The following is a 16,585-nucleotide window of genomic DNA, read 5'->3' as shown; positions in this document are numbered from 1 at the left end:
ATCCCCGCGCCCCGCTGGGGGGCGGCAGGTGGGGCAGGGCGGCACGCCGGGGCGCACCGCCGCCCAAGGGCCGGTCTCAGTGGGCCAGCGACTTGCTCGGGGTGTGGGCCATCAGCTTGTCGGTGTAGGCGATGCCGATCGCCGACAGGATGAAGGCGCCATGGATGATGGTCTGCCACATCACGCCGCTGCCGGTCATGGTCGTGCACTTGAAGGACGCTTCCACTGCCGGACCGTACTTGGCAACGGCGTCGAGCACGGCGGTGACGTATTCCGGATTGCCGCAGGACGGGAGCCCGTCCAGGTTGCCCGCACCGATGAAGGTCTTGAGCAGGTGGATCGAGGAGATGCCGATGATCGACAGGGCCAGCTTCACCTTCAGCACGCTGGCGTTGACGTGGCTCAGCCACTCCGGCTGGTCCGGGTGGTTCTCCAGGCGCAGGCGGGAAACGAAGGTCTCGTAGCCACCCACGATCACCATGACCAGCAGGTTGGAGATCATCACCACGTCGATCAGGCCCAGCACCAGCAGCATGATCTCCTGCTCGCCCATGGCATTGGCCTTGTGCACCAGGTGCCACAGCTCCTTGCCGAACAGGAACACGTAAACGCACTGCGCCAGGATCAGGCCCAGGTACAGCGGCAGCTGCAGCCAGCGCGAGGCGAAGATCAGGGACGACAGGGGACTGATGGGCTTGGCGGAAGAACTCATGCTGGAATGCTGCGTTGCTGGGGACGCCGCAGGGTACCGGGCCTTCATGACCCTGCCAACCCGACTGACGCACTAGACTCGGGATTCCTGAACCGCTGGGTCCTGTCATGATCGATCTGTACTACTGGCCTACCCCCAATGGCCACAAAGTCACCCTGCTGCTGGAAGAGCTGGGCCTGCCGTACACCATCAAGCCGGTGAACATCGGCAGCGGCGACCAGTTCAAGCCGGAGTTCCTGGCGATCTCGCCGAATAACAAGATGCCGGCGCTGGTGGACCACCAGCCCACTGATGGCGGCGCGCCGCAGAGCGTGTTCGAGTCCGGTGCGATCCTGCTGTACCTGGCCGAGAAGACCGGCAAATTCCTGCCGGCCGATACCCGTGGCCGGGTGGCGGTGCTGGAATGGCTGTTCTGGCAGATGGCCGGGCTGGGCCCGATGAGCGGTCAGATGGGGCATTTCAGTGTGTATGCGCCCGAGCAGATTCCGTATGCCATCGAGCGCTACGGCAATGAAGTGCGCCGCCTTCACGGGGTGATGGACAAGCGTTTGGCCGAAAGCGCGTTCCTGGCCGGGGACGAGTACAGCATTGCCGACATGGCCAGCTACCCGTGGATTGGCGCCTACGACAAGCTGCCGGCCGATTTCGCCGCGTTCCCGAACCTGAAGCGCTGGCACGAGGCGATTGCCGCGCGCCCGGCCACCGGGCGGGCCTACGCGTTGCGCCAGAAGGTAAATCCGGACGCGGGCAAGCCGCTGAGCGACGAAGAGCGCAAGCACCTGTTCGGCAAGCGGTAACGCCGTTCGGAATACATGGGCGTGGCCGGCACCGTTTGGGCCGGCCAACGGCCGGCGCTACCCCCGACGTTTCCCCCCACCGAGGCCACACGCTAGGATGTCCGCCTGCCGTCGCCGGACCCATCCATGCGCCACCTTGTTGCCTCGCTCGCCCTCATGCTCGCCACCACCACCGTCGCCCACGCCGAAAAGCTGACCCTGGACGCCATCACCGGGCCGCTGCCGCTGTCCGGGCCGACCCTGATGAAGCCGAAGGTGGCGCCGGACGGTTCGCGGGTGAGCTTCCTGCGTGGCAAGGAGGCCGACCGCAACCAGCTGGACCTGTGGGCCTATGACATCGGCAGCGGCCAGACCCGCCTGCTGGTGGACTCCAAGGCGGTGCTGCCCGGCGATGAAACCCTGAGCGATGCCGAGAAGGCGCGCCGCGAACGCCAGCGCATTGCCGCGATGACCGGCATCGTCGATTACCAGTGGTCGCCGGACGCCCGCACCCTGCTGTTCCCGCTGGGCGGCGAACTGTACCTGTACGACCTCGGCAAGCAGGGCAAGGCCGCCGTGCGCCAGCTCACCCATGGCGAAGGCTTTGCCACCGACGCCAAGCTCTCGCCCAAGGGCGGTTTCGTCAGCTTCGTGCGCGACCGCAACCTGTGGGTGATCGACCTGGCCAGCGGCAAGCAGCTCCAGCTCACCCGCGACGGCAGCGACACCATCGGCAACGGCGTGGCCGAATTCGTGGCAGACGAGGAAATGGACCGCCACACCGGTTACTGGTGGGCGCCGGATGACTCGGCGATTGCCTTCGCCCGCATCGACGAATCGCCGGTGCCGGTGCAGAAGCGCTACGAAATGTACGCCGATCGCACCGAGATGATCGAGCAGCGCTACCCGGCTGCCGGCGACCACAACGTCACCGTGAAGCTGGGCGTGATCGCCCCGCGCGTCGAAGCCGCCCCCAAGTGGATCGACCTCGGCCGCAATGAAGACATCTACCTGGCCCGCGTCGACTGGCGCGACCCGCAGCGCCTGACCTTCCAGCGCCAGTCGCGCGACCAGAAGACCCTGGAGCTGATCCAGGCCGACCTGGCCAGCGGGAAACAGCGGACGCTGGTGACCGAAACCTCGCCGACCTGGGTGCCGCTGCACAACAGCCTGCGCTTCCTGAAGCAGGGCGGCTTCGTGTGGTCGTCCGAGCGCAGCGGCTTCGAACATCTGTACCGCGTGTCCGACGACGGCACGACCGTCGCCCTGACCCAGGGCAACTGGCCGGTGGACGAACTGCTGGCAGTGGACGAAGACGCCGGCAAGGTCTACTTCCGCGCCGGTGTGGAAAACGCACGCGAAAGCCAGATCTACACGGTGCCGCTGCAGGGCGGGCCGCTGCAGCGCCTGTCGCAGCAGCCGGGCATGCATACCGCCAGCTTCGCGCGCAACGCCAGCGTGTACGTGGACAGCTGGTCCAACACCACCACGCCGCCGCAGATCGCGCTGCACCGGGCCAGCGGCGAGAAGATCGCCACGCTGGTGGAAAACAACCTGGAAGATCCCAACCACCCGTACGCGCGCTACCTGGACGCGCAGCGCCCGGTGACCTTCGGCACGCTCCCCGCTGCCGATGGCCGCACCCCGCTCAACTACAGCCTGATCAAGCCCGCCGGGTTCGATCCGTCCAAGCGCTACCCGGTGGTGGTGTACGTGTATGGCGGCCCGGCCAGCCAGACCGTCACCGACAGCTGGCCCGGCCGTGGCGATCACCTGTTCAACCAGTACCTGGCCCAGCAGGGCTACGTGGTGTTCTCGCTGGACAACCGCGGCACGCCGCGCCGTGGCCGCGATTTCGGCGGCGCGCTGTACGGCGTTCAGGGCACCGTAGAAGTGGCCGACCAGCTCAAGGGCGTGGAATGGCTGAAGCAGCAGCCGTGGGTGGACCCGGCGCGCATCGGCGTGCAGGGCTGGTCCAACGGCGGCTACATGACCCTGATGCTGCTGGCCAAGGCCTCGGACCAGTACGCCTGCGGCGTGGCCGGCGCACCGGTGACCGACTGGGGCCTGTACGACAGCCACTACACCGAACGCTACATGGACCTGCCGGCGCGCAACGCCAAGGGCTATGAGGAGGCGCGCGTGCTGGCCCACGTCGACGGCCTGCGCTCGCGCCTGCTGCTGATCCACGGCATGGCCGACGACAACGTGCTGTTCACCAACTCGACCTCGCTGATGAGCGCCCTTCAGAAGCGCGGCCAGCCGTTCGAGCTGATGACCTACCCGGGCGCCAAGCACGGCCTGTCCGGCAGCAATGCGCTGCATCGCTACCGCCTGGCCGAAGACTTCCTCGGCCGCTGCCTGAAGCCGTAACCGGTTTCCGCCCCCGCTGCCCGGGGGCGGGCATGACCTCCGGCCGATTGCCGCTGGAGGCCTGAGTGCGTAGGGTCGCAGGGAACCGCTCACCGGAGTCCTGCATGAAGCCGCTTGCCCTTGCCGTCGCGTTGGTCCTTTCCGTTCCCGCCGCGCTCAGTGCGCCGCCGGCCCTTGCCGCCGCTCCTGTTGCCAGCAAGGCGCCGGCCAGTGCCGCGTGGGTGACCCGCAGCAACGAACTGGCCCAGATCCTGCTCAATGCGCAGGGCCCGTTCCAGCCGGAAGAAACCGGCTTCTTCGGCGTGCCCGGCTACGACGACAAGGTGGCCGACTTCGGCCCGGACAACGGCAAGCGCTACCGCGAAGCGATGGCCAAGGCGCGCAGCGAACTGCAGGCAAAGCTCGCGACCGAGCGCGACCCGAACGTGCGCCAGGACCTGGCGATCATGATCGCCGCCGCCACTGAGAACATCGAAGGCAGCGAACTCAACGAGAAGTACCTGCTGCCGTGGACCGACACTCCGCAGGTGGTGTTCAGCGGCATCAACCTGCTGCTCTCCGACCAGGTGCCGGCCGAACGCCGCGCCAAGGCGCTGGACCGCCTGAAGGCGTATGCCGGCCTGGCCCCCGGAAGCACCGCGGTGACCACACTGTCGCGCCAGCGCTACGAAGAGCGCCTGAAAGACTCCAGCCTTCTGCAGCCGACGAAGATCGAGGTGGAGCAGTCACTCGAGAATGTCGACACTTACATCACGGGTATCGAGAAGCTGTTCGGGAAGTACAAGGTCGCCGGTGCGGACGAGGCGCTGAAGACCATCGCCACCCAGCTGCGCGAGTACCGCGACTGGACCCGTGCAGAGGTGCTGCCCAAGGCCCGCGCCGACGCGCGCCTGCCCGCACCGCTGTACGCGTTCCAGCTCAAGCGCGTGGGCATCGACATCGACCCGCAGCTGCTGATGCAGCGTGCGCAGCTGGAATTCATGGAAACCCGTTCGGCGATGCGCCAGCTGGCGCCGCTGGTGGTGAAGGCGAAGGGCCTGAAGGTGGCCGACCCGACCGACCCGGTCGCGGTGATCCGCGCGCTGAAGACCGACAAGATCGTCGACGACCAGCTCGAGCACCACTACCGTGGCGTGATCGATGCGATCGACCCGATCATCCGCGCGCAGAAGATCGTCGACGTGCCGCAGCGCCCGATGCAGATGCGCCTGGGCTCGGCTGCCGAGAGCGCCGCCTCGCCCGCACCGCACTTCCTGCCGGCACCGCTGGTGGGCAACACCGGCCAGCAGGGCACCTTCGTGTTGCCGCTGGGCAACCCGGCCGCCGGCGACAAGGCCGCGCAGTACGACGACTTCAACTTTGGCTCGGCCGCGTGGACGCTGAGCGCGCACGAAGGCCGCCCCGGCCATGAGCTGCAGTTCACCGCGATGGTGGAGCGTGGCGTGTCGCTGGCGCGCACCATGTTCGCGTTCAATTCGGTCAACGTGGAAGGCTGGGCGCTGTATGCCGAAGCCGAAATGGTCCCCTACGAACCGCTGGACGGGCAGCTGATCGCGCTGCAGTTCCGCCTGCTGCGCGCGGCCCGCGCGATGCTCGACCCGATGCTCAACCTGGGCCTGATCGACCGTGCGAAGGCCGAACGCGTACTGATCGACGAAGTGGGCCTGTCGCAGGCCATGGCCACCCAGGAACTGGACCGCTATATGGTCCGTTCGCCGGGCCAGGCCGGCAGCTACTTCTACGGCTACACCCGGATCCTGGAACTGCGCATGCAGACCGAGCTGGCGCTGGGCGACAAGTTCGACCGCTTGGCCTTCAACAACTTCCTGCTGGACCAGGGCCTGTTGCCGCCGGATCAGCTGGCCAAGGCGGTCAACGAAGTGTTCATCCCAAAGCATCGCTAACGGACGTAGTGCCGGCCGCCGGCCGGCTCCTCGCGATCTCCGGCGGCTCCACGTGGTTGCCGGCCAGCGGCCGGCACTACCGCGTGACTACCGTGCCGGCGCCGGGTTCGGCACCCAGATGGCCACGCCCGCCGCACGCCGCTGCGTGGTCGGAATGCCGATGCCAACGCCGCCACCGCTGTGCGAACCGTAGCTGCCGCCGCCCACCGACAGGCCGCCGCCCGAGCTGCTGGACTCCACGCCCATCAGGATCACCCCGTTGGCACCCAGCGCCGCGGCTTCCTTCTTCAACCGCGCGATCGCCGCATCGGTCTGGCCCTGGGTTCCGAAGCCCGCCGCGCTGGACGACTCCAGCTGCGCGATTTCGATCGAGCCCGGGGGCGGCGTCGAGTAGATCTGCACCAGTGCCGGATCGGTCGGCGCACGGGCCTGCCCGATCATCACCTTGGACGAGCTGGCGCAGCCGGCCGTCACCAGCAGCACGCCCAGCAGTGGAAGCATTCGAAGGTTCATCGCTACACCCCTTGTTCGGCCGGGTCGGCCTGCGCCTGGATCATCCGGGCTGGCCGCTGAATCGGTGCCAACCCCACTCTGGCAGACGGTAACATCGACCGGGTGAGTCCGCCGCATCCCGGTCTTGCCGCCGCCATCACACGCCGCAGGCAGGCCGGTCGCTACGCTGCGGCCAGCATTTTTCGGTAAGGGGAGCAGGGCATGGGACTGATCAGTCTGTTGTGGGGTGTGCTGGCCGTGTTGTGGATGATCCTGGCGCTGATTCCGCTGCTGGGCTGGGGCAACTGGTTCCTGATCCCGTTCGCCGCGGTGGGCGCGGTGATCGGCGCACTGGGCATCCTGTTCACCCATCCCACCAAGCGCGGCCGCGCCTGGACCGGCCTGATCCTCAACGCCGTGGTCGTGGTGGTCGGCATCGTCCGCCTCTCCATCGGCGGCGGCGTGATCTGACTGCGACACCCCGTCGCACCTGCCAGCGTGCCGCACCCAAGGGCGTAGAATGACCGCCCCATGATCATTCGTCCCCGCCCCCACGGCTGGCAGCTGCTGTATATCCTGCGCGGCTCCATCGTGCCTGCCATCGCGCCCAAGGTCGCCTCCATCTTCGTGCTGGCGGTCGCCGTGGCCGCCTTCGCCGAGCTGGCCCACCCGCCGGGCATCGAGCGGGTGTCGGTTGCACCGTTCACCCTGCTGGGCCTGGTGCTGTCGATCTTCCTGAGCTTCCGCAACAACGCCTGCTTCGACCGCTGGTGGGAAGGGCGCAAGCTGTGGGGCCAGCTCATCTTCGAAGCGCGCAGCCTGGCCCGGCTGTGCACCACGCTGCTGGCCGGGCAGCCGCAGCGGGCCGCGCGCATCTGCCGCCTGTGCATCGGCTTCGCGCACGCCCTGGCCGCCCGTCTGCGTGGCCAGGACGCGGCGCTGGCCGGCCTGCCGTGGGTGGACGAGGCCGACCGCGCGCGCTACGCGCAGCGCCAGAACATGCCGGACCAGCTGCTGGCGATGATCGCCGCCGAAACCACCGCCGCACTGCGCGCCGATGAGATCGACTCGATCCTGTATGCCCAGTTCGAAACCCGCCTGCACGCGCTGTCCAGCGTCCAGGCCGGCTGCGAGCGGATCCTGCTGACCCCGCTGCCGTTCGCCTACACCCTGCTGCTGCACCGCTGCGCGTGGATGTTCTGCGTGCTGCTGCCGTTCGGCCTGGCCAGTTCGCTGGGCTGGGCCACCCCGGTGGTGTCGGCGGTGCTGGCCTATGCCTTCTTCGGGCTGGACCAGCTGGGCGAGGAAATGGAAGAGCCGTTCGGGCTGGAGCCCAACGACCTGCCGCTGGACGCCATGGTGCGTACCCTGGAAATCGACCTGCTCGACAGCCTGGGCGAGCGCCCGCTGCCGGACCCCCTGCAACCGCAGCGCTACCTGCTGCAGTAACCGACCCTGTCTGGAGCATTCCATGGCCCACCCCGACTACCGCCCCCGCCGCATGCGCCACGACGAGTTCTCGCGCCGGCTGATGCGTGAGAACACGCTGACCACCGACGACCTGATCTACCCGGTGTTCGTGCACGAGCTGGCCGGGCGCGCGCCGGTGGCCTCGATGCCGGGCGTGGAGCGCCTATCCATCGACGAGCTGCTGAAGGTGGCCGAGGAAGCGCTGGAGCTGGGCATTCCGGTGATCGACCTGTTCCCGGTGATCGACCCGGCCGGCAAGTCGCTGGACGCCGCTGCGGCATGGGACGAGAACGGCCTGGCGCAGCGGGCGATCCGCGCGCTGAAGTCGCGCTTCCCCGAGCTGGGGGTGATGACCGACGTGGCGCTGGACCCGTACACCACGCATGGCCAGGACGGGATCATCGACGACAAGGGGTACGTGCTCAACGACATCACTGTCGCCGCGCTGGTCAAGCAGTCGCTGTCGCACGCTGAAGCCGGCGTGGACATCGTCTCGCCGTCGGACATGATGGACGGCCGCATCGGCGCGATCCGCCGCGCGCTGGACGCGGCCAACCACGTCAACGTGCGCATCATGGCCTACTCGGCCAAGTACGCCTCGGCGTTCTACGGCCCGTTCCGCGACGCGGTGGGCAGCTCGGCCAGCCTCGGCAAGGCCGACAAGAAGACCTACCAGATGGACCCGGCCAATGGTGACGAGGCCCTGCGCGAGATTGCGCTGGACCTGGAAGAGGGCGCGGACATGGTGATGGTCAAGCCGGGCATGCCCTACCTGGACCTGGTGCGCCGGGTGAAGCAGCAGTTCGGCGTGCCGACGTTTGCGTACCAGGTGAGCGGCGAGTACGCGATGATGAAGGCCGCCTTCGCCAACGGATGGCTGGACGAACGCGCCTGCGTGCTGGAGTCGCTGATCGGGTTCAAGCGTGCCGGCGCCGATGGCGTGCTGACCTATTTCGCGCCGCAGGTGGCGCGTTGGCTGCGCGAACGCTGACAATACGCCCCAACAGGAATCGAGGACGACGACGATGCAGACGATGGGATGGGTACAGTGGCTGACCTGGGGCACCGGGGTAACGGTGTTCGCGGTGGTGATCGCCCTGGTCATCCGCAGCGCGGTGCGTGCGTCGAAGCGCGCGCCGGAGCAACCCTCGGCGGCCGCCCGCCTGGCGCGTGAAGCCAACCTGTCGCCGGCCGTGCAGGCCGACCTCGCCGCATTGAACCGGCGCAAGGACAACGGCGAGATCAGCGAAGCCGAGTACGAACAGCAGCGCGCCGCGTTGTTGCGCGCGGGTTGAACCACGCCTCACCGGACGGTGCAGCCAGAAACCCCCGGCGCCCGCATCCGATACAGATCCAACCCACCCGCCTTCGGCGACCGCGCCTGCCCGGCCATCATCAGCTCCCCCGGCTTGGATACATCCACCACCGGCGCCCCGGTCTGCCCCTCGGCGGTATTGAACGACAGCCCCAATGGCACCGCCGCCTGCGCGTGATCGCACCCCACCACCCACACCTGCGAGTGCCCATCGGCCACGCGGGTCAGCGCCAGCGCCCCGTCGTTCCCCAGCCATTCCGCACCCAGCTCATCGGCCGCACTGTTCAGCGGCGCCGGCAACGCCGAGGCTTCCGCAAAACCGCTACCGGCCACCTCGGCCCGATACAGATCAAACCCGCCCCGGGCGCCCTTGCCATTGCGCGCGAACAACAGCACCCGCCCGTCCGGGCGCAGGGCAGGGCGACGCTCGTCCGCACGCGTGTTGATCGACACCGGCAGCGCCGCCATCGGACCAAATCCACCGTCCGCCAGCACCGCCAGCCGGTACAGGTCGAATCCCCCGCGTCCACCCGGTCGGTTCGAAGCGAAAAACAGGGCTTTCCCGTCATGGCTGAAATAGGGGTCGGTTTCGTCGGCGCCGGTGTTCACCGCCAGCGGCTCCGGGTCCTGCCAGCGCCCATCCCGCAGGCGGGCCTGCCACAGGTCCCAGCCCCCGGCGCCGCCGGCCCGGTCGCTGGCCCACACGATCCGCTGCCCGTCGGGTGAGATCGTGGCTTGGGCTTCATTGGCCTTGGTCGAGACCACGCCCATGCCCTCGATGCCGAACTCGGAAAGCGCCATCGCGCCCGGTGCGAAGAGTAAACTCAGGCTCAGCGCGAGCAGAGACAAGGGAGTGCGCATAGTCGCTTCCATTGGGGTTTGCGTTTCAATCCAGGCCGGAGTTTAAGACACCCATGACCGCCCGTTACGCCGTATTCGGCCAGCCCATCGCCCACTCGCTGTCGCCGCACATCCACACCGCGTTCGCGCGGCAGGAAGGCATCGCGATGGAGTACGAGGCCATTGAAGCCAGTGCCGCCGAGTTTTCGGCCGTGCTTGAAGCGTTCGCCGCCAACGGTGGCATGGGCGCCAACGTGACCGCGCCGCTGAAGGAAGTGGCGTTTGCGCTGTGCAGGACCTTCACCTCGCGCGCCAAGCTGGCCGGTTCGGTCAACACCCTGCTGCGCAAGGGCGACAGCTGGCACGGCGACACCACCGACGGCGTCGGCCTGGTGCGCGACCTGACCGAACGCCACCTGCTGGACCTGCGTGGCCGCCGCGTGCTGATGCTGGGCGCGGGTGGCTCGGCACGCAGCGTGGCCCCGGCCCTGCTCGATGCCGGCATCCTGGAGTTGATGGTGGTCAACCGTACCTCGGAGCGCGCCGACGAACTGGTGGACGCCATCGGCGAACCCGGCCGCGCCAAGACCCGGCGCTGGGAAGACCTGCACGAGCTTGGCGACTTCGAGCTGATCGTCAACGCCACCTCGGCCGGCCGCGATCCCACCGCCAACTTCGTCCTGCCGATGTCGCTGGTCAACAGCATGACCACGGCGGTGGACCTGAACTACGGTGAGGCCGCCATTGCCTTCCTTGCCTGGGCCCGCGCCATGAACTGCCGCAACAGGGTCGATGGCCTGGGCATGCTGGTGGAGCAGGCCGCCAGCAGCTTCCAGCAGTGGCACGAAGTGCGTCCGGAAACCGATCCGGTGTACGCCGAGCTTCGCGCCCGCCACGTGCTGGCAGGCGCCGAGTGAATCTCGACCTGCTGCTCAGCCTGCTCGGCATGGCCGCCGTGCGGCTGCCGCTGCTGATCGCGCTGGGGATCTCGCTGGTGTGGGTGGTGGACACCCCGCGCGGCGCGATCCGCAGCGTGGCGCTGTGGGCATTGGCGCTGCTGGCGCTCGGCACCCTGGCCGGGCTGGTGCTGAACATCGTGCCCACGTACCTGGTCCAGCAGGGCAACTACGGCAACGTGCAGATGTTGTCGTGGTGGCTGCGCGGCGGCCACTTCGCGCTCAGCCTGGTCAACGCGCTGGGCATGGTGCTGCTGGTCTGGGCCATGACCCGGGCCCTGCGCAACCGCAGCGCGCCACCGGTGCCCTGATCCAGGGCGACCCCGGTCACGGATCTGAACCGGCGCGGAAAACTCCGCGCCGGTCCCGGCCCCCGGGCATGAGAAAATACCCGCCTGATCCAGGCAGGACCCTTCCGGCGTGACCGAAAAAGTTGAAGCCCCGCGCGCGCTGAACGACGAGCTCAAGACTGTCATCCGCGATGCCTACGCCAAGCTGCAGGCCAATACCCCCGGCTTCAGCACGCGGCGTTCGCAGAGCCAGATGATCGGCGTGGTCTCGCGTGCGCTGTCGCAGAGCGGTGGCGTGGGCGTGGTTGAAGCGCCCACCGGCGTCGGCAAGAGCCTGGGCTACCTCACCGCCGGCGTGCCGATTGCGCTGGCGACCAAGAAGAAGCTGGTGATCAGCACCGGCACCGTGGCCCTGCAGTCGCAGCTGGTCGAGCGCGACATCCCCAACTTCCTCAAGGCCACCGGGCTGGACGCCACCGTTGCCCTGGCCAAGGGCCGCACCCGCTACCTGTGCACGCGCAATGCCGCTGAAGCCCATGGCGACGGCGCCCAGGAAGGCATGTTCGAGGACGAGCAGCCGCTGTTCGACCGCCCGTTGGCGCCGATTGAAATGGACCTGGCGCAGAAGCTGAGCAAGGACTTCGTGGAAGGGCGCTGGAACGGCGACCTGGACAACGCCCCGGACACCATCAGCCCCTCGCTGCGCTCGCGCATCACCACCCCGGCCTCGGGCTGCGCGGGGCGCAAATGCGCGTACTCGGCGCAGTGCGCGGTGTTGCGCGCCCGCAACACCGTGCGCGACGCGCAGATCGTGGTCACCAACCACGCGCTGCTGCTCTCGGCGCTGTCCATTGGCGAGAGCGACAACGGCCAGCCGTTGATCGCGCCGCCGTCGGACATGCTGCTGGTGCTGGACGAAGGCCACCATATCGGCAACGTGGCCATCGACCAGGGCGCGGCCAGCCTGGCCCTGGACGAAATGGCCAAGCGCACCGGCCGCCTGCAGATCCTGATCGCCGCCGCCTACCGCGCGGTGGACAAGGACAAGCTGGGCAACCTGCTGCCGAACGAGGCCATCGACGTGGCCGCGCGGGTCAGCAAGCAGCTGCGCGCGTTCCGCGACGTCATCGACCGCAGCTGGCAGCCGGACCCGACCGCGCAGGAACCGATGTGGCGCGCGCCGAACGGGCGCCTGCCGGACATCTGGATGGCCGACATCGAAGCGCTGGCTGATGACACCCGCGCGCTGTTCAACTGGGCCCACGCCGCGCAGTCGCAGGTGGCCAAGGGCAAGCCCGAGGACGCCGCGCGCGAGCGCCTGCAGCGCACTTTGGGCATGGCGCTGGAGATGATCGAACAGCAGCACAACCTCTGGACCGCTTGGCGTCGAGAAGACAAGGACGGCCAGCCGCCCACCGCGCGCTGGGTCACCCTGTCGCGCGACGGCGACCTGATCCTGCATGGCTCACCGGTGTCGGCGGCCAACGTGCTGCGCAAGCTGCTGTGGGACGAAGTGGACTCGGTGGTGATGACCTCGGCCACCCTGACCGGTGGCGGCGACTTCCAGGCGCTGGCGATCGACAACGGCATTCCGCCCGACGCCGAAATGGTCTCGCTGGCCTCGCCCTTCGACCTGCCCAACCAGGCCGAGCTGATCGTGCCGAACTTCCCGGTGACTCCGGACGACCGCGACCGTCATCCGAAGGAAGTGGCCAAGTACCTGGTCAAGGAACTGGACTGGAGCAAGGGCAGCATCGTGCTGTTCACCTCGCGCTGGAAGATGGAGAAGGTGGCCGAGCTGATGCCGGCCGCGCAGCGCAAGCAGGTGCTGGTGCAGGGCGAGACCGCCAAGCAGAAGATGATCGACGAACATCTGCGGCGTACGGCGGCGGGGGAGGGGTCGGTGTTGTTCGGCTTGAACTCGTTCGGCGAAGGCCTGGACCTGCCGGGCGAAGCCTGCACCACGGTGGTGATCACCCAGGTGCCGTTCGCGGTACCGACCGACCCCCAGACATCCACGTTGAGTGAGTGGTTCGAGAGCCGTGGGTTGAACGCGTTCAACCTGATTGCGATTCCGCATGCGCTGCGCACGCTGACCCAGTTCGCCGGACGCTTGATCCGTACCTCCACCGACACCGGGCGCGTGATCATCCTGGATTCGCGGTTGATCAGCCGGCGCTATGGCAAGCGCATCATCGATGCGTTGCCGCCGTTCAAGCGGGTTATCGGTTGATTGGCTCAGGAACGTGAAAAGGCGCTTCGCAGAGCGCATCGCATGAGCATTATCTGGAATTATTTCTCATCTTGATAATTTATCTTGGGGGGAAATAATCTTGGATAAAGCGCGTGAACACCTTCCATCGTCCCGACCTGGCCAGGGAGTATGCGGAAAGCCTGCTGGGTGTTCGCCGTTTCGGTGCCACCAGTGGATTGTTCCTGGCTAATCGGCGCCGCACAGGAAAGAGCACCTTCCTGCTCGCCGACCTTGTTCCGGCGCTCGAGAACCTGGGAGCAGTGGCGATCTACGTTGATCTCTGGGCGGATCAACAGGCAGAGCCCGGAGCGCTGATCGCAAAGGCAATCGCTAGCGCCATTCGGCGACATGAAGGTCTTGGCGCGAAAGCCGTCCGTGCCGGACTGAGAAAGGTCACGGTGTTGGGGGTAGCCGTGGAGGTGAGCAGTCCCCAGCTCCCGGAGCAGGCCACACTGACCGACCTTCTGGCGGAGCTGCACCGGACGGCACGCAGGAAAATTGTCCTGATCATCGACGAAGCGCAGCAGGCCACCGCGCCTGGCAAAGGGGGAATGGAAGCGATGGCGGCCCTGAAGTCGGCGCGTGATCAGCTCAACCTGGGCGGCGAGTACACGCTGGCTATCGTGATGACGGGTTCTGACAGGGACAAACTGTGCCGCTTGGTCAACTCCAACCAGGCACCGTTCTATGGATCCGAGATCAACGTGATGCCGACGCTGGGCAGGGAGTACACCGATTCCCTGGCTGCGCTGATAGAAGAAGACCGACCTGACATACAGGTTGACCGGGACGTTCTCGACGAAGCCTTCGTCATGCTGGGGTATCGGCCACAACTGCTTGGTCAGATCATCCGGGACCTGACCGGGCTGGGACGCCCGCCCGCCGAGCGCTTCAATGAGGAGGTGGAGGCCCGCGCAACCGCGCAGCGTTTGGAGCGCGAAGCGCATTACCAGAATACGTACACCGCACTCAAGCACGCACCCAGAGCTGTTCTCTCAAGAATCCTTGGAGGCCGCGGCCAGGGTATGTTCACCCCCGACGCAAAGGCCGAGTACAGGCACATCGCCGGAACCCTCCTCACTGACAACCAGATCCAGAACGCACTGGAAAAGATGCGCGCCTTGGATAGTCCCCTCATCTGGAAGTCAGACCGGGGAGACTATGCGTTGGAAGACACTCAAATGCGTGACTGGTACCTCGCGCGCGCAGCAGAAGGCAAATGGCCGCCTGCTGCATAACTGCTGGTTCACCGGATCCGATCAACGGATGAATCTTCTCTCTACAGCTTTCCCAGATCCCTGACGGCGCCCTTGTCAGCACTGGTCGCCAACAACGCATACGCCTTCAACGCCCCGGTCACCTTGCGCGGCCGCGCCTCACGCGGCTGCCAGCCCAGCGCATCCTGCTCCGCACGCCGTGTCGCCAGCACGCCCTCATCCAGCAACACATCGATCCGCCGCGCCGGAATGTCGATCCGGATCCGGTCACCATCGCGTACCAGGCCAATGGTGCCCCCGGCCGCCGCTTCCGGCGACGCATGCCCGATCGACAGCCCGGAGGTACCGCCGGAAAAACGACCGTCAGTGAGCAAGGCGCACTGCTTGCCCAGCCCCTTGGACTTGAGATAGCTGGTCGGGTACAGCATCTCCTGCATTCCAGGCCCACCGCGCGGACCTTCGTAGCGGATCACCACCACGTCGCCTGCCTTCACCTGGTCGGCGAGAATCCCCTGCACGGCCGCATCCTGGCTTTCGAACACGCGCGCCGTTCCCTCGAACACATGGATGGATTCATCCACCCCGGCGGTTTTCACCACGCACCCGTCTTCGGCCAGGTTGCCCCGCAGCACCGCCAAGCCGCCTTCGGCCGAGTACGCATTGGCGACATCTCGGATGCAGCCCTCGGCGCGGTCCACGTCCAGCGACGGCCAGCGCGTCGCCTGGCTGAAGGCGATCTGGGTGGGAATACCGGCTGGGCCGGCCTTGAAGAATTCATGCACGCCCGCATCGTCGGTCACCGCCACGTCCCAGCGTGCAATCGCGTCCGCCAGGGTGCGGCTGTGCACGGTCGGCACCTGCGTATGCAGCAGTCCGCCGCGCGCCAGCGAGCCCAGGATCGCGAACACGCCACCGGCGCGGTGCACGTCTTCCATGTGGTACTTCGGCGTGTTCGGCGCCACCTTGCACAGCTGCGGCACGCGCCGCGACAACGCATCGATGGCATGCAGGTCGAAGTCGACCTCCGCCTCCTGCGCGGCCGCCAGCAGATGCAGGATGGTATTGGTCGAACCGCCCATCGCGATGTCCAGCGTCATCGCATTCTCGAACGCGTCGCGGGTGGCGATGCCGCGCGGCAACGCGGTGGCATCTTCGCCGCCGTACCAGCGATGGCACAGCTCCACCACCAGCCGCCCGGCGCGGCGGAACAGCTGCTCGCGGTCGGCATGGGTCGCCAGGGTCGAGCCGTTGCCCGGCAGCGACAGCCCCAACGCTTCGGTCAGGCAGTTCATCGAATTGGCGGTGAACATGCCCGAGCACGACCCGCAGGTGGGGCAGGCGCTGCGCTCGTACTCGGCCACCTTTTCGTCGGAGGCACTGGCGTCGGCGGCAATCACCATCGCGTCCACCAGGTCCAGCTTGTGCTCGGCCAGGCGGGTCTTTCCCGCTTCCATCGGGCCGCCAGACACGAACACAACGGGAATGTTCAGCCGCAGCGCAGCCATCAGCATGCCCGGGGTGATCTTGTCGCAGTTGGAAATGCACACCAGCGCGTCGGCGCAGTGCGCATTGACCATGTACTCCACCGAGTCGGCGATGATCTCGCGGCTGGGCAGCGAGTACAGCATGCCGTCGTGGCCCATCGCGATGCCGTCGTCCACCGCGATGGTGTTGAACTCCTTGGCGACCCCGCCCACCTGTTCGATCTCGCGCGCCACCAGCTGGCCCAGGTCCTTGAGGTGCACGTGGCCGGGCACGAACTGGGTGAATGAATTGGCGATGGCGATGATCGGCTTGTGGAAGTCCGCATCGGTCATGCCGGTGGCGCGCCACAGGGCGCGGGCACCGGCCATGTTGCGGCCGGCGGTGGAGGTACGGGAGCGGTATTCAGGCATGGGGGCTGGCAGGATCTGGCGGGCCGTGGGGGCGCGTTGCCACTCGATTCTGCCGAAAAAATCCGGTTGCGTTTGCAACCGTAGCAGCGCG

The 16,585-nt window shown here is 67.2% G+C and carries 15 protein-coding genes; 11 read left to right on the top strand and 4 right to left on the bottom strand.

All coding sequences use genetic code 11. The features are described from left to right. Window positions 1-76: 76 nt before the first annotated feature. Window positions 77-712, bottom strand: a complete 636-nt coding sequence (locus PDM28_RS18240) for a TIGR00645 family protein (RefSeq protein WP_311183132.1) — start codon at window positions 710-712, stop codon at window positions 77-79. Between the two features lie 107 nt (window positions 713-819). Between PDM28_RS18240 and PDM28_RS18235 the strand changes: the two genes are divergently transcribed. From PDM28_RS18235 to PDM28_RS18225, 3 genes are all read left to right on the top strand, one after another. Then, window positions 820-1,509, top strand: coding sequence for a glutathione S-transferase N-terminal domain-containing protein (locus PDM28_RS18235; protein WP_311183130.1), 690 nt, complete (start codon window positions 820-822; stop codon window positions 1,507-1,509). A gap of 126 nt (window positions 1,510-1,635) precedes the next feature. Next, complete coding sequence (locus PDM28_RS18230; protein WP_311183129.1) at window positions 1,636-3,861, top strand: S9 family peptidase; 2,226 nt, start codon at window positions 1,636-1,638, stop codon at window positions 3,859-3,861. 104 nt (window positions 3,862-3,965) lie between these two features. Beyond that, complete coding sequence (locus PDM28_RS18225) at window positions 3,966-5,765, top strand: DUF885 domain-containing protein (protein ID WP_311183128.1); 1,800 nt, start codon at window positions 3,966-3,968, stop codon at window positions 5,763-5,765. Window positions 5,766-5,852: 87 nt separating this feature from the next. Here PDM28_RS18225 and PDM28_RS18220 read toward each other — a convergent pair whose 3' ends face one another. Beyond that, window positions 5,853-6,278 carry a hypothetical protein gene (locus PDM28_RS18220; RefSeq protein ID WP_311183127.1) on the bottom strand — a complete coding sequence of 142 codons (426 nt, stop codon included), beginning with the start codon at window positions 6,276-6,278 and terminating at the stop codon, window positions 5,853-5,855. A 201-nt stretch (window positions 6,279-6,479) separates the two neighbouring features. Here PDM28_RS18220 and PDM28_RS18215 point away from each other — a divergent pair, with 201 nt between their 5' ends. From PDM28_RS18215 to PDM28_RS18200, 4 genes are read left to right on the top strand one after another with little or no spacing between them, the layout of a single operon-like run. Continuing rightward, window positions 6,480-6,728 carry a hypothetical protein gene (locus PDM28_RS18215; RefSeq protein ID WP_102946260.1) on the top strand — a complete coding sequence of 83 codons (249 nt, stop codon included), beginning with the start codon at window positions 6,480-6,482 and terminating at the stop codon, window positions 6,726-6,728. A 60-nt stretch (window positions 6,729-6,788) separates the two neighbouring features. After that, complete coding sequence (locus PDM28_RS18210; RefSeq protein ID WP_311183126.1) at window positions 6,789-7,706, top strand: bestrophin family protein; 918 nt, start codon at window positions 6,789-6,791, stop codon at window positions 7,704-7,706. Window positions 7,707-7,728: 22 nt separating this feature from the next. After that, window positions 7,729-8,718 (top strand): porphobilinogen synthase, encoded by a 990-nt coding sequence (gene hemB / locus PDM28_RS18205; RefSeq protein ID WP_311183125.1) that lies wholly within the window; start codon window positions 7,729-7,731, stop codon window positions 8,716-8,718. Between the two features lie 34 nt (window positions 8,719-8,752). Beyond that, a complete protein-coding gene (locus PDM28_RS18200; protein ID WP_311183124.1) occupies window positions 8,753-9,022 on the top strand; it encodes an SHOCT domain-containing protein in 270 nt (89 codons plus the stop codon). A gap of 8 nt (window positions 9,023-9,030) precedes the next feature. On the opposite strand, the gene PDM28_RS18195 is transcribed toward PDM28_RS18200, so the two are convergent. Continuing rightward, window positions 9,031-9,903, bottom strand: a complete 873-nt coding sequence (locus tag PDM28_RS18195; protein WP_311183123.1) for a TolB family protein — start codon at window positions 9,901-9,903, stop codon at window positions 9,031-9,033. Window positions 9,904-9,956: 53 nt separating this feature from the next. Here PDM28_RS18195 and aroE point away from each other — a divergent pair, with 53 nt between their 5' ends. The 4 genes from aroE (at window position 9,957) to PDM28_RS18175 (ending at window position 14,620) form a co-directional block, all read left to right on the top strand. Further along, window positions 9,957-10,799: a shikimate dehydrogenase gene (gene aroE / locus PDM28_RS18190; RefSeq protein ID WP_311183122.1), complete on the top strand. Its 843-nt coding sequence runs from the start codon at window positions 9,957-9,959 to the stop codon at window positions 10,797-10,799. Next, entirely contained in the window at window positions 10,796-11,149 is a 354-nt protein-coding gene (locus PDM28_RS18185) for a hypothetical protein (RefSeq protein WP_311183121.1), read from the top strand. The genes aroE and PDM28_RS18185 overlap by 4 nt, the downstream gene beginning before the upstream one ends. A 109-nt stretch (window positions 11,150-11,258) precedes the next feature. Further along, on the top strand, window positions 11,259-13,361 hold the full coding sequence (gene dinG / locus PDM28_RS18180; RefSeq protein WP_311183120.1) for an ATP-dependent DNA helicase DinG: 2,103 nt from the start codon (window positions 11,259-11,261) through the stop codon (window positions 13,359-13,361). A gap of 113 nt (window positions 13,362-13,474) precedes the next feature. Further along, the gene (locus PDM28_RS18175) at window positions 13,475-14,620 is read left to right on the top strand and encodes an ATP-binding protein (RefSeq protein WP_311183119.1); all 1,146 of its coding nucleotides are present in this window, start codon (window positions 13,475-13,477) and stop codon (window positions 14,618-14,620) included. 41 nt (window positions 14,621-14,661) lie between these two features. Here PDM28_RS18175 and ilvD read toward each other — a convergent pair whose 3' ends face one another. Further along, window positions 14,662-16,494 (bottom strand): dihydroxy-acid dehydratase, encoded by a 1,833-nt coding sequence (ilvD, locus tag PDM28_RS18170; RefSeq protein WP_311183118.1) that lies wholly within the window; start codon window positions 16,492-16,494, stop codon window positions 14,662-14,664. Between the last annotated feature and the right edge of the window lie 91 nt (window positions 16,495-16,585).

It is taken from the genome of Stenotrophomonas aracearum (assembly GCF_031834615.1).
Classification (GTDB): Bacteria; Pseudomonadota; Gammaproteobacteria; order Xanthomonadales; family Xanthomonadaceae; genus Stenotrophomonas; species Stenotrophomonas aracearum.
The sequence above is the reverse complement of the archived record's forward strand: the minus strand, read 5'-3'. Positions and strand labels throughout refer to the sequence as shown.

What these genes read in the sequence shown, in the direction of transcription:
- PDM28_RS18215 (WP_102946260.1), top strand. Translation starts at nt 6,480, where the DNA reads ATGGGACTGATCAGTCTGTTGTGGGGTGTGCTGGCCGTGTTGTGGATG.
- PDM28_RS18225 (WP_311183128.1), top strand. Translation starts at nt 3,966, where the DNA reads ATGAAGCCGCTTGCCCTTGCCGTCGCGTTGGTCCTTTCCGTTCCCGCC.
- aroE (WP_311183122.1), top strand. Translation starts at nt 9,957, where the DNA reads ATGACCGCCCGTTACGCCGTATTCGGCCAGCCCATCGCCCACTCGCTG.
- hemB (WP_311183125.1), top strand. Translation starts at nt 7,729, where the DNA reads ATGGCCCACCCCGACTACCGCCCCCGCCGCATGCGCCACGACGAGTTC.
- PDM28_RS18240 (WP_311183132.1), bottom strand. Translation starts at nt 712, where the DNA reads ATGAGTTCTTCCGCCAAGCCCATCAGTCCCCTGTCGTCCCTGATCTTC.
- ilvD (WP_311183118.1), bottom strand. Translation starts at nt 16,494, where the DNA reads ATGCCTGAATACCGCTCCCGTACCTCCACCGCCGGCCGCAACATGGCC.
- PDM28_RS18220 (WP_311183127.1), bottom strand. Translation starts at nt 6,278, where the DNA reads ATGAACCTTCGAATGCTTCCACTGCTGGGCGTGCTGCTGGTGACGGCC.
- PDM28_RS18195 (WP_311183123.1), bottom strand. Translation starts at nt 9,903, where the DNA reads ATGCGCACTCCCTTGTCTCTGCTCGCGCTGAGCCTGAGTTTACTCTTC.
- PDM28_RS18230 (WP_311183129.1), top strand. Translation starts at nt 1,636, where the DNA reads ATGCGCCACCTTGTTGCCTCGCTCGCCCTCATGCTCGCCACCACCACC.
- PDM28_RS18235 (WP_311183130.1), top strand. Translation starts at nt 820, where the DNA reads ATGATCGATCTGTACTACTGGCCTACCCCCAATGGCCACAAAGTCACC.
- PDM28_RS18200 (WP_311183124.1), top strand. Translation starts at nt 8,753, where the DNA reads ATGCAGACGATGGGATGGGTACAGTGGCTGACCTGGGGCACCGGGGTA.
- PDM28_RS18210 (WP_311183126.1), top strand. Translation starts at nt 6,789, where the DNA reads ATGATCATTCGTCCCCGCCCCCACGGCTGGCAGCTGCTGTATATCCTG.